The following is a 20,069-nucleotide window of genomic DNA, read 5'->3' as shown; positions in this document are numbered from 1 at the left end:
TTGGCAAAGAAATCGGCTGGCAAGTACGCTCTGTTCCCAAGAATCTCCCACTTCAAGCGTTAGCTAAGTGGCGAGTAGTTCAATGTTTAATGTTTGGTGAAAGACTTCGGTTTGACCATTGTGGATATTATAATAGACAACTAATAGCGCTGGAGTTAGCTCAACGTTATTAATGTTAGTTAAATAGCTCTGCAGATGAAAGGGTACTTGCTCGATCACAGTATGCTTATATAACTCATTCTCACTTAAGTTTAACTCAACAAATTTTTTCCCTAATTTTTCAGGGGTAGCAATGATTTCGTCAATGAGTTTCCGTTTTTCTTGTTTTTCAGTCTTATTTGACCACCATGTTTTACGAGGTTTTTGCTTATGGTTACGTAAATAGTCATATTTCATTAGAGCTTTAATTACTTCTAAATCTTTTATTTCTTTGTACTCTAAAAATTGTTCTAACCGTTTAAAGAGGTCTTCTAATTGATGGCCGATTCGACTCCACCCTTGTTTATCCCAAAAAGAACCAAATTCTTGAAAGAAATCAAAAGGCGTATTAAATGTATTTTTTACTAAAAAGTGTATCGTTTCATCCATGCGATGATTGTTCCAATATTTCTCTAAAACATCCTCGACTTGTTTAATTCGAATCATGTCATCAAATGAAAGGACGTTATTTTTTACAATTTCATACGGGGAATGATCCATATATACATAACCATATTGTTTAGCGTTAATACGTAGGCCTGTTCCGCGTAACATTTTGAGGAAGCCTAATTGTAATTCCTCTGGTCTAAGGGCAAAGACATCATTAAATGTTTTTTTGAAGCTATCGTAATCTTCATCAGGTAATCCAGCAATTAAATCCAGGTGTTGATCAATTTTTCCACCGTCTCGGACCATCGTGACGGTTCGTGTTAGTTTGTCAAAGTTCTGTTTTCTTTTGACGAGCTCATTTGTATGATCATTTGTTGATTGTACGCCGATTTCAAAGCGAAACAATCCTTTTGGGGCATTATCATTTAAAAATTGAATGACTTCTGGTCGCATAATATCGGCTGTGATTTCAAATTGAAAAACGGTTCCAGGTAAGTGTTCATCAATTAAAAATTGAAACATTTCCATTGCATAGCTGCGACTAATATTAAAGGTTCTATCGACAAATTTAATCGTTTTTGCTCCGTTTTGCATTAAATAACGAATGTCATCTTTTATTTTTTCACGGTCAAAGTAACGAACGCCGACTTCAATTGATGATAAACAAAATTGGCAACTAAACGGGCAACCACGACTCGTTTCAATATAAACAACCCTTTTAGAAAGGGATTCCTTGTCTTCTTCAAATCGAAACGGAGAAGGTAAGTCTTTTAAGTTGACTTTATTGGATTGCGGGTTTATTTTGATTTCGTTATCGGTTGTACGATAAGCAATCCCACCAATACGGTTAAACTGTCTATCGTGATGCAATTCATCGAGTAATTGTTTAAACGTTTGTTCCCCTTCTCCGATAATAATGATGTCGACATTATGTAAGCGCTCCATCCAATACTTTGTATCATAGGTTACTTCTGGACCACCTAAAACAATGACAATAGAAGGGTCGACCTTTTTTAAAATCTCAACGACTTTAATTGTCTCTTCAATATTCCAAATATAGCAACTAAAGCCGATGATTTTTGGCTTTTTTTGAATTAAGTCACTCGCTATATTAATAACAGGATCGTTAATAGTATATTCAGCAAGTTGAACATCGTAATCTGGTTCGGCATAAGCCTTTAAGTAACGAATAGATAAACTAGTATGGATGTATTTCGCATTTAGGGTACTTAAGATAATATTCATTGTTTACACCACTTTTTCATTATTCTTTATAAAGGAAACGTTTAACTAACGATTTAAAACGCATCAGTTGGTGAGTATAGTTATTCCTTTATTAATATTACTGTATTCTCGAAAATTATTTAAACAAGCAAAAAAGAGAGCTAATAAGTTGAGGGAGCTCTCTTTGTATATAAATGTTCATGAGTTACCAGAATGATGTTTAGGTCATGTCGATTATGTTGGTGAGAATAAAGTGTTCTAATCATCATTTCAAATGCTCTATTTCTATACCCATGTTTCTCCCCAAGATTGAATTGCCTCAATCACAGGTTTAAGGGCAAGACCCTTTTTGGTTAGCTCGTATTCAATTCGAACTGGCTTTTCTGGATACACATTACGTTTAACAACATCTAGCTTTTCTAGTTCTTTCATACGTTCTGTTAAAATTCGATCGCTCATTTCAGGGATCTGTTCTTTTATTTCTTTAAAGCGTTTTGGACCATCAAGTAATACTCGAATAATCAAGCCAGTCCACTTTTTTCCTAGTAGTTCAATAGCAAGCTCATATTTAGGGCACATTTGACTATAATCCATTTTCTTCACCTCGATCATGTTTAGTTTACCACAAATTAGAGTTATAAAGAAATAAGTGAGAAAATGAAAGTGGAATATGGATGAATTTTTAATTTCTTATTATAGTGTATAGAATCATGGTTATAATTGGGCAAGAAATGACTAGTATTGTACTTGCTTTGTATGTGCATAAGTTCTAAAAGTCATGCTATACTACTATTCGTAGACAAGGTAGGTGAACAAGCATGAAGATGTCAAATAAGGCATTATTTATAGCGATTACGTCGGTTGTTGTTTTATATGGGGTTTTATATTGGGTAATTGGAGATATTGTGACTAGGTAGGAAGTTTTTCGAGAAGCTTCCTATTTATTTTTGTTTTCGACAAAAGAAATTGCCCATTTCCCAGGGAATATGTCATTTCCGTTTTCGAGCTTGAGGAGTTTTGTCGAATGAACTCTTTTTAATATAGGTTGTCAGCTTCATGTCCTATACATTACGAAGATGAATGGGGAGTCTCCAACTATTCTAGGGCTTCGTTTAGTGAAAAAAGAGAAACGTAACTGTTACAATTAAAAATTATATGGCTAGCTATATCCAGAAGATCAAAAAAAGCTTGTCGACGCTCTCTTTGACGAGAGCTTGTCAACAAGCCTAGCTCATTATGAATAACGAACTGTTTTTGATTAAGTTAAGATGTGTGATAAGAACATTGTGGCCGTACCAAAATAAATGAGTAAAGAAAAAATATCATTTAGGGTGGTGATGAGTGGACCAGAAGCAACGGCAGGGTCAACTCCGACACGATAAAGAATGAGTGGAATAATCGTTCCAGCCATCGTTCCAATAATTAAAGAAAAGAATAAGGAAACTCCAACAACTGCACCGAACAATAGGTCAGCTTGCCAAATGGCCCCAATGGTCGTAATTAAGGCTGCACAAGTAATCCCAATAATTAAACTTACGCGCAGTTCACGAAAGATTAATTTCGTGACGACTTTTTTATTCATTTCAGAAGTGACAATCCCTCTAACGACAACGGCTAATGATTGGGTCCCGGTGTTACCAGTCATTCCAGCAATCATAGGCATAAAGAAAATAAGGGCAACCAGTTGTTCAAGCGTTTCTTCAAAAAAGTTTAAAATACTCCCAGAAACTAAGCCAATAAATAAAAGCAAAATAAGCCAAGGTAAGCGCCTAACAGAAGCTGTAATGGCTTTTGTATTAAAATCGATGTCTTTACCTGAAGCAGAAAGCTTTTCGATATCTTCATTAGCTTCACGAATAACGATATCAAAGGCATCATCAACCGTAATAATCCCTTGTAAGACATTATTGTGGTCAACAACCGGAACGGCGATAAAGTCATAACGTTCAATGATGCGTGCGACCTCTTCTTGATCGGTTTCGACGTTAACGGCTACAACACGACTAAACATTAAATCTTCAATAATTTCATCAGTATTCGCGATTAACAAGTCACGGTATGAGACAACTCCTACTAATTGTTTCTCATCATTTATGACGTATAAATAGTAGATGTTTTCTGAGAAGCTTGCATATTCCTTTAATTTATCGACCGCTTGCCTGACGGTGTAGTGAGCATTAATCCAAACAAATTGGTTATTCATCAATCCACCGGCTGTGTCAGCCGGGTAGCTCATTAAGGATTGTAGTTTTTCTGAGTCCTCTTCCCGCATTACATCGAGGAACTCTTGGATTTTATCTAAGGATAATTCATTTAATAAATCCGCAAGATCATCATTATCCATTAAATTCATTACTTTAGAAGAACGTTCAATTCCGAGCTTATGCAAGATTTCAATTTGCATTTCATAATCAAGCTCTTGGATAAGATCGGCAATTTGTGAAGGTGTTAAAAAAAGTAAAAATTTATGACGATGTTTTTCTGGTAGCCCGCGATATAGCTGGGCGAAATCATAGGGGTGTAATTCTTCCAATAATAGTTGAAAGGAACTTCTTTTTCCTTCCCTTAAATATTTTATGACTAATACGAGTAGTTGATCTTCTGTCATGTTTACAGACATAGAAGCCACCTCTTTTCATTTCAGGATACCTATCTTACTCTAACTAAAAAAAGGCTTAAAGTAAATTACTCATCCGAATTTTCTCGATCATTTTTATCGTGTTAAAAGTAGGATATCCGATTTAGGTTGGAATAATTATGGAAGGGGAAATTAGCATGGAGAGTATAGGCCTAATAATCTTTTACCCAATAAATGAAGGAATGAAACGAGTAGAAAATAGATGAATGCATTTGACAATGAGAATCAATATCATTTAAAATGGTTTTAAGTTATTTGATAATCATTTTCAATTGAAAATGATCAATCTAGCTACGTCCGTTAGAAGCTCGAGAAAAATCGGCCTGCCTATAAAGTCAAAGAGCGACTTTTTAGTCAGCCCTGTATTTTTTCTCACTTCTGACCAAACGGACTTCGCTTTTTAAATAAAGGAGGGAAAATAATGTCATCCTTATTAATTGTCGGTGGTGATCGTCTAGGAACGATTCCAAAGAAACTAGAAACATTAGGTTTTGAGGAGATCATTCATTTCAGTGGTAGAAAAACACAAACTGTCAAAAAAGAAATTCCGTGTCATGTCGATCTTATCTTAGTGCTTACGGATTTTATAAATCATAATTTAACATCAGCCTTAAAGAAAAGAGCCTCTGAACAAAATGTGCCGATTTGTTATGCTAAGCGCTCGTGGTGTTCTATTTATCAAGCGATTGGCAAATGTGAATTACAATGCTCGGAAACGTCAGGTTGTCCATGGAAAAAGTAATAAGTGAAAGGGAAATAAACCATATAAAAAGTCAGAACAATTTGTCATTTTTGCGGTTGGATGTTTTCCTCGTTGAAATCACCCTTATTCTATGTATCGATTCAATGGGGGGAGCAGATAAAACCTCTTTTGGTACATGCTCTTATGTCTATTCGGACCATAAAAAACTCCTTTTTGAGATTAGCCAAAAGGGAGTTTTTCTATGGAAGTTGCTTCGATTGTTGCATTATAGGTCCGTTTAGAAAAAGAAACGACTTATAATTCCTAATAATACTAAGACCCCTAATACGACCCAAAATATCTTTCCGAATTTAAAGCGTCTAAATGACTTCTTCTGCCAACGGTTCGGGTTAAAACTAACTTCATTCGGGTCTGTATAAGTTTGATAGCGTTGATACGGTTTGACCCCGATCAAGATCAAAGGAATCATTAAGGCTCCACCAATCGCACCAAAGATATGGGCGTAAATATTAATGTTCGGATTTACAAATGTCATTACTAAACCGATCACTAAAATCGTCATAATCATTTGGGAGCTCGTTTGGTCGATAAGGTCTTTACGGTTTAATACAATGTAGAAATAGGCACCAAATAATCCGAAAATTGCTCCAGAAGCTCCTAAGTGTGCATAGTAATCAAGGCCACCAACATAATAGGTCGCAATATTGGCAATGATCCCTGATGATAAATAAAGTAAGATAAATCTGAACTTACCAAGCATTTGTTCGAGTGGTGGACCAAATAAAATAAGAGAGACTGAATTAAAGATGACATGCATAAAGCCAACATGCATAAAGATTGGGGTTACGAGGCGCCAGTAATCGCCATTGTGAACGGCTAAATTGAGACCGACTCCGTGATAATAAATCCATTCGCCACCTGGTAAGAGGTTAATCCAAAAAAAGATCAACACGTGGATGGCAACTAAAATCGTGATGACGGGGTAGTACATTCTAAAAGTTTCGAAGTTTTCCGTTCGAATAAACATCGTCTTCCTCCTATAACATTCGCTATATATGATGTATTATATCAAAAATAGTGAAGAGTAAGCTTATGATAAGCTTATGTAAAAAGAATGTATAATACGATTAATGGTAATAAGTAAGTCCAGAAAGTTTGAAGGAAAGAGGGTTAAAGATGATTATTGGTACTGGTATCGATATTGTGGAATTATCAAGGATCGAAGCAGCAGTGCAAAAAAATGAGCGATTTATAGAGCGAATTTTAACAGAAAAGGAACAAAATAAATTTGCTTCTCTTACTGCTAAAAGAAAAATAGAATATTTGGCTGGAAGGTTTGCAGCTAAAGAAGCTTTTGTTAAGGCGGCAGATACTTCTTACGGCTGGAAGGATATAGAGATATTAAATGATTCAAATGGCAAGCCTTATTTAAATGCATCCTTTAATGGAATCATTCATGTTTCCATATCTCATAGTCAATCTTATGCGATTTCTCATGTAATTATTGAACGCGCCTCAAGCTAGTCTGCATATTCATCGAGGTTGTCTCATATAGTTGTAATGCGGATGGGAGAGTAGGGTAAATTCTCTGCTTTGGCATCAAATGAGACAAAGGGGTGAAAGCATGAAGAAGGTAAGTTGGTTTGTCATTATGAGTTTGTTAATAGCTGTAATCCTGGTCGGGTGTGGAGAAAAATCTCAGCAAGACATCATAACGGACCTTGAAAACAAAATGTCGGATATGGCAGGCTACAAATCACAAGCTACGATGACATTGCAGACAGGAAAGGAACCACAAACGTACGAAGTGGAAGTATGGCATCAAGCAGAAAGTTATTATCGTGTGGCACTAAACAACGATAATAAGGATCAAAGCCAAATCATTCTTCGTAATGATGAAGGAGTTTTTGTTTTAACACCTGCATTGAATAAGAGTTTTCGTTTCCAAAGTGATTGGCCAAAAAATAGTAGTCAAGTCTATCTTTATGAATCATTAGTCCATGACATTTTGCTTGATCCAGAGCGTACTTTTACAGCGACAGAAGATCATTATATTTTTACAACCAATACGAACTATCAAAATAAGAATTTAAACACACAGGAAGTAACACTGAACAAAAAGGATTTATCTCCCGTTCAGGTAAAAATCATGAATACAGATTTAGAAGTGCTTGTCCAACTTGACTTTACAGGATTTGAACTTGACCCAAGCTTCAATATAGAAGAAGATTTTGATATGAAACGTAATATGACGGCAGCTCAAATGAATGACGTTCCAGCGATGTCAGAAGAAGTGGAGCCGATGATGGCTTACTTCCCACTGTATACTCCTGAAGGTGTGTCGGTTGAAACTTCAGAAAAGGTGCAATCTGAAAATGGAGAACGTTACATTATTAAATATTCTGGAGAAAAATCATATACGCTTATCCAAGAGCAAACTCAAGTAGTCCCAGCGATGGTTCCGATGAATGTAACGACAGGTATTCCGGTTGATTTAGGTTATACAGTAGGGGTTATGACAGAAGAATCTTTAATGTGGTCGTATAATGGGGTCGATTTTGTGTTAGCATCGACTGAATTGGAACAACAAGAAATGATTGAAATTGCTCAATCCGTTTATGGTTCTGAAGAAAAATAAAATATCACGGTTATCTCGAGACTCAGCTAATATTTACAGCTGAGTCTTTTTACGTTTTTTAGTTTCATAAAATGAAATGAAATGTGCATACTATAAATAGAATTAAAACGATTCCAATGTTTGGATATCACTTTCGTTGCATTGACAAGCTAATCGCTCAAAATCATAATAAATATATTAAAGTATTATGAGTTGGATGGTGTAGAATGTGAGTAGTCAAAATAACTTTTTTCGAGATACTTGGGCGGAAATTAACTTAGATGCAATTGAAGCCAACATTAAAGCAGTCAAAGAGTTTTATCAATTTAAAGAAATGAATATTATGGCTGTGGTGAAAGCGAATGGATATGGGCACGGTGCGATAGATGTGGCTAACACCGCATTAACGGCTGGTGCCAGTCATCTAGCTGTCGCGATTTTAGATGAAGCACTAGAGTTGAGGCGAGCAGGCATTACTGCCCCCATTTTGGTGATGGGCAGAATTCGTCCAAGTGATGTGGGAGTTGCTCAAAAGAATGACATTACGATAACGGTTTTTCAACTTGATTGGATTAAGCAAGCAAAGCCTTTATTAATAGATGACCAAAATCCTCTTAAGGTTCATATTAAGCTTGATACAGGGATGGGACGTATTGGCTTACGAACACATGATGAGTTAATGATTCTTGCAGAGCAGTTAAACGAAATTAAGGCACTTGAAATAGATGGGGTGTTTACCCATTTTGCGACAGCTGATGAGTTAAACACGGATTATTTTATGAAGCAGTATGAGCGATTTGAACAGATGTTAGAATGGTTGAAGGAACAACATGTTTCTATTCCGCACATTCATTGTGGAAACAGTGCAACAGGCTTGCGGTATCCAAATAAAACATTTAATATGTTCCGTTTTGGCATTTCAATGTATGGTCTTACCCCTTCGATTGAAATAAAAGACCAGCTACCTATTAAACTTCAACAAGCGTTTGCTCTAAAAACAAAGCTATCTCATGTCAAAGAGTTAGAGGCGGGAGAGAGCATAAGTTATGGAGCGACATATACGACAAAAAGTAAGGAATGGATCGGTACTTTGCCAATTGGCTATGCAGACGGTTGGATTCGAAAAAATAGCACGAATGGTGGCTTTGTGTTAATAGGAAATGAAAAAGCCCCATTTGTAGGAAGAATTTGTATGGATCAATGTATGATCAGGTTGCCTTATAAAATGGATGTCGATACAGAGGTTACGTTAATTTCGTTAGAAGACGAATTATCAATGGATGTAGTTGCGACTCGTTTAGAAACGATTAATTATGAAATCCCTTGTGTGATAACCGACAGAATTCCAAGAGTTTATATGAAAAATGGCAAATGTGAAAGAATAAAAACAAAATATGACGAAATATCTCAAGAAATTTTCTGACAGTTTCCAAAAGTGCTTTGCAATTCAATAGGGTCAATGGTATGATTAATTTTGGATAAGATGTACGTATAAATGAGGATATACATTGGTATAGGTAAATAAAAAGTCGTTGTTGAATGTCGGGGGTGGATCTTAATGCCGGATAAAAAGATGAAGGAAATTGTCGTTAATTTGCCACAACATTTGTTAAACGAGGTGGACAGTGTGATCAAGCAAGAAGGTGCTAATTACAGCGAGTTTATGTCTCAAGCATCAAAGCTGTATTTACGTGAACGAAAAAAACGCCAAATTCGAGAGACGATGCAGCAAGGTTATATGGAAATGGCCAAAATAAACCTTCATATTGCATCAGAAGCTTTTCTTGCCGAGGAGGAAGCAGAGAGTACTCTTGATCGCTTAGTGAGTGGGGTGTAGCCTTTGATTGTCAAACGAGGCGACGTTTACTTTGCGGATCTCTCACCAGTTGTCGGTTCTGAACAAGGTGGTGTTCGTCCGGTACTCGTCATACAAAATGATATTGGTAATCGATTTAGTCCGACGGTGATTGTTGCGGCTATTACCGCCCAAATTCAAAAGGCAAAGCTTCCGACGCATGTTGAAATCAGTGCAAAGAGATATGGTTTTGACCGAGACTCGGTTATTTTATTAGAGCAAGTGCGAACGATAGATAAGCAACGGTTAACGGATAAGATTACCCATTTAGATGACGATATGATGAATCGTGTAAATGAAGCATTATTCATTAGCTTAGGCTTGATCGATTTTTAAAAATGATTTTCAATAACAAAACTCCGTTAATCTAAACGGGGTTTTTATTATTTTGGAGAGCAAATGGCATTTGCTGACTAGAAGTAAGGAGAATTGTGCTATTTGAACAGGATTTTTAGGGGAAAAGGTCGTATTTACTCTCATATACGAATATTTTGCATGGTTTTGGATTTCGTGGAATAATAATATTAGCTGATAAAAGTCTGGAGGAACACATATGAAAACCTATATTGTATCGTCTTTGCTAGAAAATCGAGAAAATATATTAGAGAGATGGGGGCAAGAGCTCCAAGATATTAAACAAGAGCAATATTTGCAATCAATCTCTAATTCAACTTATGAAAATATGAATGCCGAATTTATGGATTTTCTATTGAAAAAATTAGAGTTCGATAGTGCGCAGGCAAATGAAAAGGTAAGTAAATTTACAGATAAATATATTCTGAACGGTTGGCCACTTGCTTATTTTACAAAGGGATTGCAAGCTTTCCGTCGCGTACTCCTTAGTATCTTAACAGAGCAAGAAACAGATATGGGTATTCTGATGGAAAAATTTAGTGAGATTGATGAATGGTGTGATGGGGTCGTTAATCAATTGGTTCATGATTACACAGGCTCATGGCAAGATGTTTTTGAAATGCAAAAGGTTTCTTTGATGGAACTTTCGGCACCATTGATTCCGGTATTTGAAGATATAACCGTCATGCCATTAATTGGAACCATTGATACAGCCCGTGCAAAACTAATTATGGAAAATTTACTCGAAGGAATTATAAACCACCGATCACAAGTGGTGCTAATTGATATAACAGGTGTACCTGTCGTTGATACGATGGTTGCACATCATATTATTCAAGCGTCTGAAGCGGTTAGACTTGTTGGAGCTCGGTGCATTTTAGTAGGGATTCGTCCTGAAATTGCTCAAACGATTGTTAATTTAGGGATTGATTTGACGAAGTTCCCTACAAAGAGCACTCTTCGTAAAGGGATGGAAACTGCATTAGAGCTAACGAATAAAAAGATAGTCAAGCTATAAGAGGAGGTAATTATGAGAATTCCGATTTTGAAACTAAAACAATATTTATTAATTAGTATTCAAGTCGAACTAGATGATCAAACAGCTTTGCAATTTCAAGAGGACTTATTAAATAAAATTCATGAAGAAGAATCAATTGGAGTTGTCATTGATTTAACGTCTGTTGATATGATTGATTCATTTATTGCCAAAGTTCTTGGTGATGTAGTGGATATGTCCAATATGATGGGGGCTCGTGTAGTGTTAACGGGAATTCAACCATCAGTAGCTATTACCTTAATTGATATGGGGATTAAATTAGAGGAAGTACCAACTGCGCTCGATTTGGAACAGGGCCTTGCTAAATTGCAAATGGAACTGGAGGTATAATCATGAAAACCGAATCCTGTGTAGAGGTAAAAAATGAATGGGGGATCGTTGCAGCAAGACAAGCTGGACGAACGCTCTCTAAAGAGATTGGATTTGGAACAGTAGACCAAGCTCGAATTACGACAGCGATATCCGAATTAGCTCGTAACATCTATCTATACGCAGATGAAGGGCAAATTTGTTTAGAAACGGTTGAAAAGCCATTTAAGATGGGTATAAAAAAAGGTATTCAAATTATTTCAAAAGATTCAGGGCCAGGCATTGCTGATATTAGACAAGTGATGGCTGACGGCTTTTCAACTTCAAGTGGACTGGGAGCTGGATTACCAGGAGTGAGAAGGTTGATGGACGAGTTTGATATTGAATCAAACGTAGGGGAAGGAACGACGATTCGTGCGACTAAATGGCTCCGATAGGAGAGTGTTAAATTGAGTGACAAGACGATAAATATTGAACAGAGATATAAAAAAATAGTAGAGACATTTTTAGATAATAAAAGTGAGCTAGGATTATATCAAGCACAACAATTTAGCAAATTGCTACTCGCGGATCAAGTGTCACCAGAAGAATTTATTGATATTCACCGTGCTGTTTTGGATGATCTTTTTCCTTCGATTCCGGATGAAGTACAAGATTCTTTTGATTTGTTGCTTGAAGTGATGATGAGTTATGGGCTTGTTTATCGGGAACACCAAATTCTTAAACATCGTCAGCAAGAGCTAGAATCAGAAATTGAAGTGGCGGCGAGCATGCAACAGACACTATTGCCAAAAGGAGTTCCTGACATTTCACAATTGGACATAGGGGTCATTTCTATTCCTGCCAAGAAGATGAGCGGAGATTATTATCATTTCGTTCAAGGTGGGGAAAATACGATTGGGATTGCGATCGCTGATATTATTGGGAAAGGTATACCGGCTGCCCTTTGTATGTCGATGATCAAGTATGCGATGGATGGGTTACCGAAAAGAAGGTTAAATCCAGCTCCATTACTTGAAAGCTTAAACCATGTTGTGGAACAAAATGTGGACGATAGTATGTTTATTACGATGATGTATGGCGAATACAATACGACTACAAATCGATTTCAGTATGCGGGTGCAGGACATGAACCTGGGTTTGTTTATCGCGCCAAGGAAGATATTTTTGAAGACTTATATGCAAAAGGTTTGGCTTTAGGTATTTCTAAAGTAAATAAATTTAAGGAATATCACCGTGAGATTGAAGTCGGCGATTTTATCGTCCTTTTATCAGATGGTGTAACTGAATCGGTAGTTAATAATGAATTTATTGAACGGGAAGAGTTGACACGTTTAATGCGTGGGTATATGAATGGTTCAGCACAGGAAATGGTTGATGGAATTTATACGGAATTAGAAAAAGCACAAGATTTTAATCTAAGAGACGACTTCACCTTAATTGTTATTAAAAGAATGGTTTAACCTAAAGAAAAAATGGGTATTGTCTTTATTAGTTATTCCAAAGCGAAGGATTTAAAGGGGGAAGCGAAAATGAATTTAGATATTAAACATTCATTAGAAAGTACAAATCATGAAGTGGTTCATTTAATTGGGGAGATAGATGCCTTCACTGCACCGAAGTTAAAGGAGACATTATTTCCTCTTGTTGAAAAAGAGGGACTAGTTGTGAAAGTGGACTTAAGTGAAGTGAATTATATTGATAGTACGGGGTTAGGAATATTTGTAGGGGCGTATAAATCATCGCATAATTCAAATAGTAAGTTACAGCTTATTGGTTTAAATGAAAGGGTGTATCGATTATTTTCGATAACTGGGCTTGATGAAATAATTGATATTGTACCGGAGAAGAAGGAGGGAGCAAGATGAGCAATCATCAAGTAGACCACATCGAGATGCAAGTACCTGCGAAATCAGAATACATCGGGGTTGTGCGTTTGACGCTTTCAGGTGTCGCTAATCGACTAGGTTTTTCTTATGATGATATTGAAGATATGAAGATTGCGATCGCTGAAGCATGTACGAATGTCGTAAACCATGCATATGAAGGTGATGGAATAATCAATATTTCTTATCGTATATATGAAAATGAAAAAATAGAAATAATTGTTTCGGATAAGGGACAAAGTTTTGATGTGAACAAGGTACATGAAAAGTTAGGTCCTATTGATGCGAAGAAGCCTGTGACGGAATTGAAAGAGGGAGGTCTTGGATTATATCTCATTAATACTTTGATGGATAAAGTAGAAATTCATGAAGAGTCAGGTGTCGTTGTGATAATGACAAAATTCATGCAAGGGGATGAGGTGGAACAACATGTCAATGGATTCCCATCCGCGCGAACAGAACAAAGATAAGGTTTACCAATGGATTAAACAATATCAGCAGAACGGAGACGACCATGTTCAGACAGAGATTGTGAAACACTATGAAGGCCTTGTCCGTTCGCTTGCTAGAAAGTTTTCAAAAGGGAAAGAATATGATGATGATTTAGTGCAAGTCGGTATGCTTGGACTTTTAGCGGCGATTAAGCGCTATGATGAGGAATTTGGGCGTAGTTTTGAATCGTTTGCAGTCCCGACTATTGTTGGGGAAATTAAACGTTTTATACGTGATAAGACGTGGAGTGTCCATGTTCCTAGGCGTATTAAAGAGCTCGGGCCGAAAATTAAAAAAGCGGTCGATGAGCTAACGACATCCTTGCAACGTTCTCCGCTTGTTCATGAAATTGCCGGACATCTAGAAGTGACGGAGGAAGAAGTTCTAGAAACAATGGAAATGAGCAAGAGCTACCAAGCACTTTCTGTGAATCGTTCACTTGAAGCTGATCAAGAAGGTGGAGAAGTAACGATTTTAGATTTGGTTGGTAATCATGATGATGGTTATGATAAAACGGATAAAAAGTTATTGTTAGAAAAAGCTTTTGAAGTATTGAATGAACGTGAAAAGCAGATTTTACAATGTACGTACTATGAGAACTTAAGTCAAAAGGAGACCGGTGAACGGTTAGAGATTTCACAAATGCATGTATCCCGCCTGCAAAGACGCGCGATTGAGAAACTCCGTGAATCGATTCGAATTGAACCGTCAGAGATACTATAATGATTACTTTTTATGAGAATAAAAACTTAGAGGTGGCAGCTTTTCAACAAGCTAAGGAAAATATGGCTTACTGCGGTGATGGTCATCTAGTTATCACAGAAGAAGATTATGCAGTATGTGCAGTAGTGGATGGTCTAGGAAGTGGTAAGGGAGCTTATGAATCAGCTGATGTGGTCATTAAAGAAGTCGAGAGGAATCATCACCTATCTCCAAATGATATTGTGAATGCTTGTAATAAACGTTTACTCGGTAAGCGAGGGGCTGTTATAACCTTAATGAAAATTGACTTTAAACATAATGTTGTTTATTACAGCAATTATGGGAATGTTAGTTTTGTTCTTTATTACCCTAATGGAAAAATCATTCAGCCTATTCCGAAGCGAGGTTATTTATCAGGGCGTCAGGAGCGTATAGAACTTGAGCGTTACCCTTATGAAGAGGGCAGTACATTTATAGTTTATACAGATGGTGTCAAAAAGCCTCCAGCGAAGGAACGTTTAGTCGGGTTGAACAAAGTAAAAGAAGAAGCAAATGCTTTATTCGGTGGTGCCATATTTGAACAAGATGATGTTACATTACTTATCGGTAAATTACACTAGGGGGCTGTCCCAAAAGTCATGATAATGACCTTTGAGGATTTAGCTCCTTTTATTTTGTTACGGATGGTTGTGTGTAGGCCATACATATATTATGAACAGAAATTATGCTATGATAGAAGCATCCATTTTTTGGCGAAAAGGTGTGGTTAAGAATGAATGAAAAGCTTCAGGAAAAGATGATTGAACAAATAGTTGAGGAAGTATCCGTACAATCAAAATATGTACATAATTTAATTAAACTTGTTGATGAAGGCAATACGGTACCGTTTATTGCGCGGTATCGAAAGGAATTAACAGGTGGGTTAGATGAGGTGCAAATCCGAACAATTGTAGAAAAATGGCAATATATGAACCAACTGGAGTCGAGGAAAGAAGAAGTGATTCGTCTTATTGACGAGCAAGAGAAGCTTACTCCGGAACTTCAAAAGCAAATATCGAATGCGAAGAAATTACAAGAAATTGAAGATTTATACCGACCATATAAACAAAAACGACGCACAAAGGCAACGGTTGCAAAAGAAAAAGGGCTCGAGCCTTTTGCAAAGTGGTTATTTGAGCTGCCTAGTCGTGGTTCAATCGAGGAGGAAGCCAAAAACTATTTAAGTGAAGAGTATGAGCTGAACGAGATTGATGAAGTGATTGCGGGTGCGAATGATATTATAGCAGAATGGATTTCTGATGAGCCTGAATTTCGTAAATCGATTCGGTTAATGGGTTTGCAAGATGGCAAGGTACAGTCATCTGTTAAAGATGAGGAGTCGGACGAAAAAAAGGTTTTTGAGATGTATTATGAATATGAAGAGCCGGTCCGCTCTATAGTGCCCCATCGAGTGTTGGCATTAAATCGAGGTGAAAATGAAGGGATTTTACGGGTTAAGATTAGTTTGCCAGTTGAGAGGATCTTAAAGCATTTACAACATAAAATTATCTTTAAGTCGACTATTGCGAACGATATTTTAAGTGAAGCGATTGCTGATGGATATAAGCGGTTAATTGAACCTTCCATTGAACGTGAGTTAAGACAGGAATTAACGAGTAAAGCAGAAGAACAGGCCATTCATATTTTTGCTGAAAACTTAAAGCACTTATTATTACAACCACCAATTAAAGAGAAAATAGTACTAGGTGTTGATCCGGCTTACCGTACGGGATGTAAATTAGCGGTTGTTGACGCGACGGGGAAGGTGTTAGACATAGCGGTTATTTACCCTACTCCTCCAAGAAATGAAGTCGACCGTGCCAAAGAGGTAGTTAAACAACTTATTAGCAAACATCATGTAAATATGATTGCGATCGGTAATGGGACGGCCTCTCGTGAATCCGAACAATTTATAGCGGATGTCATTAAAGAGCTACCTGAGTCCATTTATTATTTAATTGTAAATGAGGCAGGAGCAAGTGTGTATTCAGCTTCTGAATTGGGACGTGCGGAGTTTCCGGATTTAAAAGTGGAAGAAAGAAGTGCGGTTTCAATTGCGCGGAGAATTCAAGACCCGTTAGCCGAGTTGGTGAAAATCGATCCGAAATCAGTAGGGGTTGGTCAATACCAGCATGATGTTTCACAGAAAAAGTTAAATGAATCCCTTACTTTTATTGTTGAAACGGTTGTAAACCAAGTTGGAGTTAATGTGAATACGGCATCGATTTCCTTGTTGCAATATGTAGCCGGTCTTTCAAAAGCTGTAGCGACTAATATTGTTAAACAAAGAGAAGAAGAGGGGCGGTTCCTTAATCGAAAACAGCTGAAAAAGATACCGAGATTAGGGGCCAAAACATATGAGCAATGTATTGGGTTTTTGAGAATTCCAAACGCTGAAAATCCATTTGATCAAACAGCCATTCACCCAGAAGCTTATAAGTCAACTGAGCAATTATTAACTAAGTTAAACTTGGATGCATCTGATATTGGCTCAAGTCATTTAAAAGATGAGTTAGATAAAGTGAATATTCATCAATTGGCAGACGAGCTTGATATGGGGGTTCCGACCATTCAAGACATTATCGATAGTTTAATTCGACCATCAAGAGATCCGCGTGACCAAGTGACAAAACCACTTTTAAAACAAGGAGTTATGCAACTAGAAGATTTGACAGTGGGAATGGAGTTGCAAGGAACGATTCGGAATGTTGTTGATTTCGGAGCATTTGTTGATGTAGGGGTTAAGCAAGATGGCCTTGTGCATATTTCTAAAATAGCTAACCGTTTTGTGAAGCATCCATTAGAGGTCGTATCAGTTGGGGAAATTGTGACTGTATGGGTTGATAGTGTTGACGTAAAAAAAGGTCGTGTTGCTTTAACAATGTTGCAACCAGAAAAACAGCTCATAGGAAGTTAAAAGTTTTTAATGTTAAAAAGAACCCTTCATGATGATGATGATGAGGGTTCTTTTTGACATTACAATGTGAAGATTGGCCTTAAGTTAGAAAAGAGCCGGAATATGAATGCATATAGGTCTAGTCATTACTCTTTTTAAGATATGCTCCTTGTTGAATCCTTAATCTATATGGACTGCAACTATTTGTGCAAGCTAAAGTGAGGGTTTATTAATGTATTAATAATGGTTTGGTAGTTAATTAGGGTGGATGTTTTTATTTTGGTTTGAGTTTTTTTGTTGATAATAAAACCAACACTGATTTAAAATTTTGATTTGATACTCATTTTTTTCTGCGTACGCACGTTGTAGCTGATTCATTAACCACGAAGGCATAATCGCCAACTCCTTATTTTATGTGTTAATATATTTAATATATGCATATATGTTTGTCAATGTTGTATGAATTTTTAAAGGTTAGGGTGAATGTTAGTGGAGCAAAATGTTTTACAAAAACTTGTTGAGGATATTTCGAGACAATCATTCGGGAGACACTTTTTACACGAAGCAAGGTTCAACCCACGACTTCGGACAACAGGAGGTCGGTATCTTTTAAGGTCACATGATATTGAGTTCAATCCTAAACAATACGAAATATTTGGCATGGACGCTTTAGTTGGGATTATTAAGCATGAGCTTTGTCATTATCATTTACATATACAAGGAAAAGGATATATGCATAAGGATGATGATTTTAAGCAATTACTTAAAGAGGTTGGTGGGTCTAGATATTGTGAACGGCTACCTGAAAGTCAAAATCGTATCCTTGTAGAAGTGGTTTATCAATGTCAGTCATGTCAACTTATTTATAAAAGGAAGAGGAAAATCAATACGAATAAATATGTTTGTGGCAAGTGTTCAGGGGAATTAAAAAAAATTAATAAAAGTAGTTGATCAAATAATAACCCTATGATATATTATAGAAGTCGCTAAGATAGCGGCGAAAAAAATACATAAAAATGTTGAATGTTTCATCATTCTATGTTAAGATATTTAAGCTGTATTATTCCACAGTAGCTCAGTGGTAGAGCAATCGGCTGTTAACCGATCGGTCGTAGGTTCGAGTCCTACCTGTGGAGCCACGGAGAAGTACCCAAGTGGCTGAAGGGGCGCCCCTGCTAAGGGTGTAGGTCGCGCGAGCGGCGCGAGGGTTCAAATCCCTCCTTCTCCGCCATTAATATGGCCCGTTGGTCAAGCGGTTAAGACACCGCCCTTTCACGGCGGTAACACGGGTTCGAATCCCGTACGGGTCATTGTTTTATTCAATTAGATTTTAGTTTTCCTGAGATTTAGTGAAGTTTTTAAAAGTGTTGTCGAAGAGGAGCAGAAAGTTCCAGGATAGGAAGTGTTCGAAAAAAGAAGCGTACACCTGTACGTGACTGAGGGAGAAATACGAACTAGACAAAGGAATTTGAAGCAAAAAAGACAGTTGTCGAAGAGAAGCGAAAAGTTCGAGGATAGGAAGTGTTCGAAAGAAGGAGCGTACACACGTACGTGACTGAAAGAGAAACACGAACTAGACGAAGAAATTTGAAGCAAAAAAGACAGTTGTCGAAGAGAAGCGAAAAGTTCGAGGATAGGAAGTGTTCGAAAGAAGGAGCGTACACCTGTACGTGACTGAGGGAGAAACACGAACTAGACAAAGGAATTTGAAGCAAAAAAGACAGTTGTCGAAGAGAAGCGAAAAGTTCGAGGATAGGAAGTGTTCGAAAGAAGGAGCGTACACACGTACGTGACTGAAAGAGAAACACGAACTAGACGAAGAAATTTGAAGCTTATCTGAAGACAAAATGGAGGATTAGCTCAGCTGGGAGAGCACCTGCCTTACAAGCAGGGGGTCGGCGGTTCGATCCCGTCATCCTCCACCATTAATTTTATCTGGTCCGGTAGTTCAGTTGGTTAGAATGCCTGCCTGTCACGCAGGAGGTCGCGGGTTCGAGTCCCGTCCGGACCGCCATTTTACTTTTCGCGGGTGTGGCGGAATTGGCAGACGCGCTAGACTTAGGATCTAGTGTCTTATGACGTGGGGGTTCAAGTCCCTTCACCCGCATTTTATTTTATAGATTTACGCGGTTGTGGCGGAATGGCAGACGCGCTAGGTTGAGGGCCTAGTGGGAGTTAAATCCCGTGGAAGTTCGAGTCTTCTCAACCGCACCATAAAGCGTTTGTTTTAAAATGTTTATTTATTTGAAGGATAATTATTGCGGGAAGTGGCTCAGCTTGGTAGAGCACCTGGTTTGGGACCAGGGGGTCGCAGGTTCAAATCCTGTCTTCCCGACCATTCTAATTTTAAATTGCGGGTGTAGTTTAGTGGTAAAACCTCAGCCTTCCAAGCTGATGTCGTGAGTTCGATTCTCATCACCCGCTCCAAATTAATATTTTGGTGGAACGTGCTTTTTTTATGCCTTTTAAGGGGCCTGTAGCTCAGCTGGTTAGAGCGCACGCCTGATAAGCGTGAGGTCGGTGGTTCGAGTCCACTCAGGCCCACCATAATATTTTTATAAAAAGTCTTGACAGGACAAGATGTTCTGTGTAAGATAGAAAAGTCGCCAATGAGCGAGTGAGTTCTTTGAAAACTGAACAAAAGCCAAGCGAATTAAAGAGATACAAGGTATCTCGTCAATGTTAGTCATTGAGAAATCAATGCAAATT

21 protein-coding genes and 10 tRNA genes are annotated in these 20,069 nt (G+C 37.5%); 26 read left to right on the top strand and 5 right to left on the bottom strand.

The genetic code is table 11. The annotated features are described in order from the left end of the window. Nucleotides 1-63: 63 nt before the first annotated feature. From BALCAV_RS16470 to mgtE, 3 genes are all read right to left on the bottom strand, one after another. Nucleotides 64-1,833 carry a B12-binding domain-containing radical SAM protein gene (locus BALCAV_RS16470; RefSeq protein WP_004428165.1) on the bottom strand — a complete coding sequence of 590 codons (1,770 nt, stop codon included), beginning with the start codon at nucleotides 1,831-1,833 and terminating at the stop codon, nucleotides 64-66. A 264-nt stretch (nucleotides 1,834-2,097) separates the two neighbouring features. Continuing rightward, entirely contained in the window at nucleotides 2,098-2,406 is a 309-nt protein-coding gene (locus BALCAV_RS16465; protein ID WP_004428168.1) for a winged helix-turn-helix transcriptional regulator, read from the bottom strand. A gap of 664 nt (nucleotides 2,407-3,070) precedes the next feature. Continuing rightward, on the bottom strand, nucleotides 3,071-4,432 hold the full coding sequence (mgtE, locus tag BALCAV_RS16460; protein WP_004428171.1) for a magnesium transporter: 1,362 nt from the start codon (nucleotides 4,430-4,432) through the stop codon (nucleotides 3,071-3,073). A gap of 439 nt (nucleotides 4,433-4,871) precedes the next feature. Between mgtE and BALCAV_RS16455 the strand changes: the two genes are divergently transcribed. Next, nucleotides 4,872-5,192 (top strand): DUF2325 domain-containing protein, encoded by a 321-nt coding sequence (locus BALCAV_RS16455; RefSeq protein WP_004427165.1) that lies wholly within the window; start codon nucleotides 4,872-4,874, stop codon nucleotides 5,190-5,192. A 238-nt stretch (nucleotides 5,193-5,430) separates the two neighbouring features. Here BALCAV_RS16455 and BALCAV_RS16445 read toward each other — a convergent pair whose 3' ends face one another. Next, nucleotides 5,431-6,180 carry a rhomboid family intramembrane serine protease gene (locus BALCAV_RS16445; RefSeq protein ID WP_004427163.1) on the bottom strand — a complete coding sequence of 250 codons (750 nt, stop codon included), beginning with the start codon at nucleotides 6,178-6,180 and terminating at the stop codon, nucleotides 5,431-5,433. Between the two features lie 149 nt (nucleotides 6,181-6,329). Between BALCAV_RS16445 and acpS the strand changes: the two genes are divergently transcribed. The 14 genes from acpS (at nucleotide 6,330) to BALCAV_RS16375 (ending at nucleotide 17,381) form a co-directional block, all read left to right on the top strand. Next, nucleotides 6,330-6,677: a holo-ACP synthase gene (acpS, locus tag BALCAV_RS16440; protein WP_004427162.1), complete on the top strand. Its 348-nt coding sequence runs from the start codon at nucleotides 6,330-6,332 to the stop codon at nucleotides 6,675-6,677. A gap of 100 nt (nucleotides 6,678-6,777) precedes the next feature. Next, a complete protein-coding gene (locus tag BALCAV_RS16435; protein ID WP_004427161.1) occupies nucleotides 6,778-7,791 on the top strand; it encodes a LolA family protein in 1,014 nt (337 codons plus the stop codon). Between the two features lie 208 nt (nucleotides 7,792-7,999). Continuing rightward, nucleotides 8,000-9,193, top strand: a complete 1,194-nt coding sequence (alr, locus tag BALCAV_RS16430) for an alanine racemase (RefSeq protein ID WP_004427160.1) — start codon at nucleotides 8,000-8,002, stop codon at nucleotides 9,191-9,193. 135 nt (nucleotides 9,194-9,328) lie between these two features. Continuing rightward, the gene (locus tag BALCAV_RS16425; protein ID WP_004427159.1) at nucleotides 9,329-9,607 is read left to right on the top strand and encodes a CopG family ribbon-helix-helix protein; all 279 of its coding nucleotides are present in this window, start codon (nucleotides 9,329-9,331) and stop codon (nucleotides 9,605-9,607) included. Nucleotides 9,608-9,610: 3 nt separating this feature from the next. Further along, nucleotides 9,611-9,961 (top strand): type II toxin-antitoxin system PemK/MazF family toxin, encoded by a 351-nt coding sequence (locus BALCAV_RS16420; protein WP_004427158.1) that lies wholly within the window; start codon nucleotides 9,611-9,613, stop codon nucleotides 9,959-9,961. 217 nt (nucleotides 9,962-10,178) lie between these two features. Further along, nucleotides 10,179-10,997 (top strand): STAS domain-containing protein, encoded by an 819-nt coding sequence (locus tag BALCAV_RS16415; RefSeq protein WP_004427157.1) that lies wholly within the window; start codon nucleotides 10,179-10,181, stop codon nucleotides 10,995-10,997. A gap of 12 nt (nucleotides 10,998-11,009) precedes the next feature. Next, nucleotides 11,010-11,366, top strand: a complete 357-nt coding sequence (locus BALCAV_RS16410; protein WP_004427156.1) for an STAS domain-containing protein — start codon at nucleotides 11,010-11,012, stop codon at nucleotides 11,364-11,366. A 2-nt stretch (nucleotides 11,367-11,368) separates the two neighbouring features. Further along, complete coding sequence (locus BALCAV_RS16405; RefSeq protein ID WP_004427154.1) at nucleotides 11,369-11,782, top strand: anti-sigma regulatory factor; 414 nt, start codon at nucleotides 11,369-11,371, stop codon at nucleotides 11,780-11,782. Between the two features lie 12 nt (nucleotides 11,783-11,794). After that, nucleotides 11,795-12,808 carry a PP2C family protein-serine/threonine phosphatase gene (locus BALCAV_RS16400; RefSeq protein WP_004427152.1) on the top strand — a complete coding sequence of 338 codons (1,014 nt, stop codon included), beginning with the start codon at nucleotides 11,795-11,797 and terminating at the stop codon, nucleotides 12,806-12,808. Between the two features lie 69 nt (nucleotides 12,809-12,877). Beyond that, on the top strand, nucleotides 12,878-13,213 hold the full coding sequence (locus BALCAV_RS16395; RefSeq protein WP_004427150.1) for an STAS domain-containing protein: 336 nt from the start codon (nucleotides 12,878-12,880) through the stop codon (nucleotides 13,211-13,213). After that, nucleotides 13,210-13,701 carry an anti-sigma B factor RsbW gene (rsbW, locus tag BALCAV_RS16390; protein WP_004427148.1) on the top strand — a complete coding sequence of 164 codons (492 nt, stop codon included), beginning with the start codon at nucleotides 13,210-13,212 and terminating at the stop codon, nucleotides 13,699-13,701. Before BALCAV_RS16395 ends, rsbW begins: the two co-directional genes overlap by 4 nt. Continuing rightward, complete coding sequence (gene sigB / locus BALCAV_RS16385) at nucleotides 13,661-14,446, top strand: RNA polymerase sigma factor SigB (protein ID WP_040324138.1); 786 nt, start codon at nucleotides 13,661-13,663, stop codon at nucleotides 14,444-14,446. Before rsbW ends, sigB begins: the two co-directional genes overlap by 41 nt. Beyond that, nucleotides 14,446-15,045, top strand: a complete 600-nt coding sequence (locus tag BALCAV_RS16380; RefSeq protein WP_040324137.1) for a SpoIIE family protein phosphatase — start codon at nucleotides 14,446-14,448, stop codon at nucleotides 15,043-15,045. Before sigB ends, BALCAV_RS16380 begins: the two co-directional genes overlap by 1 nt. 152 nt (nucleotides 15,046-15,197) lie before the next feature. Further along, a complete protein-coding gene (locus BALCAV_RS16375) occupies nucleotides 15,198-17,381 on the top strand; it encodes a Tex family protein (RefSeq protein WP_004427142.1) in 2,184 nt (727 codons plus the stop codon). A gap of 234 nt (nucleotides 17,382-17,615) precedes the next feature. On the opposite strand, the gene cmpA is transcribed toward BALCAV_RS16375, so the two are convergent. After that, nucleotides 17,616-17,753 carry a cortex morphogenetic protein CmpA gene (cmpA, locus tag BALCAV_RS22150; protein ID WP_004427139.1) on the bottom strand — a complete coding sequence of 46 codons (138 nt, stop codon included), beginning with the start codon at nucleotides 17,751-17,753 and terminating at the stop codon, nucleotides 17,616-17,618. Nucleotides 17,754-17,849: 96 nt separating this feature from the next. Between cmpA and BALCAV_RS16370 the strand changes: the two genes are divergently transcribed. The 11 genes from BALCAV_RS16370 to BALCAV_RS16320 all read left to right on the top strand — a co-directional run bounded on the left by BALCAV_RS16370 (nucleotide 17,850) and on the right by BALCAV_RS16320 (nucleotide 19,907). Then, nucleotides 17,850-18,311: a SprT family protein gene (locus BALCAV_RS16370; RefSeq protein WP_004427137.1), complete on the top strand. Its 462-nt coding sequence runs from the start codon at nucleotides 17,850-17,852 to the stop codon at nucleotides 18,309-18,311. 113 nt (nucleotides 18,312-18,424) lie between these two features. Next, nucleotides 18,425-18,499, top strand: a tRNA-Asn gene (locus BALCAV_RS16365). A gap of 1 nt (nucleotide 18,500) precedes the next feature. Further along, a tRNA-Ser gene (locus BALCAV_RS16360) sits at nucleotides 18,501-18,591 on the top strand. A gap of 7 nt (nucleotides 18,592-18,598) precedes the next feature. Further along, nucleotides 18,599-18,670: transfer RNA gene (locus BALCAV_RS16355), tRNA-Glu, on the top strand. A gap of 539 nt (nucleotides 18,671-19,209) precedes the next feature. Next, nucleotides 19,210-19,285: transfer RNA gene (locus BALCAV_RS16350), tRNA-Val, on the top strand. Between the two features lie 12 nt (nucleotides 19,286-19,297). After that, nucleotides 19,298-19,374: transfer RNA gene (locus BALCAV_RS16345), tRNA-Asp, on the top strand. 11 nt (nucleotides 19,375-19,385) lie between these two features. Further along, nucleotides 19,386-19,467: transfer RNA gene (locus BALCAV_RS16340), tRNA-Leu, on the top strand. A 19-nt stretch (nucleotides 19,468-19,486) separates the two neighbouring features. Then, nucleotides 19,487-19,574, top strand: a tRNA-Leu gene (locus tag BALCAV_RS16335). A 47-nt stretch (nucleotides 19,575-19,621) separates the two neighbouring features. Beyond that, nucleotides 19,622-19,698: transfer RNA gene (locus BALCAV_RS16330), tRNA-Pro, on the top strand. A 15-nt stretch (nucleotides 19,699-19,713) separates the two neighbouring features. Next, nucleotides 19,714-19,787 (top strand) — tRNA-Gly (locus BALCAV_RS16325). 43 nt (nucleotides 19,788-19,830) lie between these two features. After that, a tRNA-Ile gene (locus BALCAV_RS16320) sits at nucleotides 19,831-19,907 on the top strand. Nucleotides 19,908-20,069 lie beyond the last annotated feature (162 nt).

Source organism: Alkalihalobacillus alcalophilus ATCC 27647 = CGMCC 1.3604 (assembly GCF_000292245.2).
GTDB classification, from domain to species: Bacteria; Bacillota; Bacilli; order Bacillales; family Bacillaceae_D; genus Alkalihalobacillus; species Alkalihalobacillus alcalophilus.
The sequence above is the reverse complement of the archived record's forward strand: the minus strand, read 5'-3'. Positions and strand labels throughout refer to the sequence as shown.

What these genes read in the sequence shown, in the direction of transcription:
- BALCAV_RS16470 (WP_004428165.1), bottom strand. Translation starts at nt 1,833, where the DNA reads ATGAATATTATCTTAAGTACCCTAAATGCGAAATACATCCATACTAGT.
- BALCAV_RS16465 (WP_004428168.1), bottom strand. Translation starts at nt 2,406, where the DNA reads ATGGATTATAGTCAAATGTGCCCTAAATATGAGCTTGCTATTGAACTA.
- mgtE (WP_004428171.1), bottom strand. Translation starts at nt 4,432, where the DNA reads ATGTCTGTAAACATGACAGAAGATCAACTACTCGTATTAGTCATAAAA.
- BALCAV_RS16455 (WP_004427165.1), top strand. Translation starts at nt 4,872, where the DNA reads ATGTCATCCTTATTAATTGTCGGTGGTGATCGTCTAGGAACGATTCCA.
- BALCAV_RS16445 (WP_004427163.1), bottom strand. Translation starts at nt 6,180, where the DNA reads ATGTTTATTCGAACGGAAAACTTCGAAACTTTTAGAATGTACTACCCC.
- acpS (WP_004427162.1), top strand. Translation starts at nt 6,330, where the DNA reads ATGATTATTGGTACTGGTATCGATATTGTGGAATTATCAAGGATCGAA.
- BALCAV_RS16435 (WP_004427161.1), top strand. Translation starts at nt 6,778, where the DNA reads ATGAAGAAGGTAAGTTGGTTTGTCATTATGAGTTTGTTAATAGCTGTA.
- BALCAV_RS16425 (WP_004427159.1), top strand. Translation starts at nt 9,329, where the DNA reads ATGCCGGATAAAAAGATGAAGGAAATTGTCGTTAATTTGCCACAACAT.
- BALCAV_RS16415 (WP_004427157.1), top strand. Translation starts at nt 10,179, where the DNA reads ATGAAAACCTATATTGTATCGTCTTTGCTAGAAAATCGAGAAAATATA.
- BALCAV_RS16410 (WP_004427156.1), top strand. Translation starts at nt 11,010, where the DNA reads ATGAGAATTCCGATTTTGAAACTAAAACAATATTTATTAATTAGTATT.
- BALCAV_RS16405 (WP_004427154.1), top strand. Translation starts at nt 11,369, where the DNA reads ATGAAAACCGAATCCTGTGTAGAGGTAAAAAATGAATGGGGGATCGTT.
- BALCAV_RS16395 (WP_004427150.1), top strand. Translation starts at nt 12,878, where the DNA reads ATGAATTTAGATATTAAACATTCATTAGAAAGTACAAATCATGAAGTG.
- rsbW (WP_004427148.1), top strand. Translation starts at nt 13,210, where the DNA reads ATGAGCAATCATCAAGTAGACCACATCGAGATGCAAGTACCTGCGAAA.
- sigB (WP_040324138.1), top strand. Translation starts at nt 13,661, where the DNA reads ATGTCAATGGATTCCCATCCGCGCGAACAGAACAAAGATAAGGTTTAC.
- BALCAV_RS16380 (WP_040324137.1), top strand. Translation starts at nt 14,446, where the DNA reads ATGATTACTTTTTATGAGAATAAAAACTTAGAGGTGGCAGCTTTTCAA.
- BALCAV_RS16375 (WP_004427142.1), top strand. Translation starts at nt 15,198, where the DNA reads ATGAATGAAAAGCTTCAGGAAAAGATGATTGAACAAATAGTTGAGGAA.
- cmpA (WP_004427139.1), bottom strand. Translation starts at nt 17,753, where the DNA reads ATGCCTTCGTGGTTAATGAATCAGCTACAACGTGCGTACGCAGAAAAA.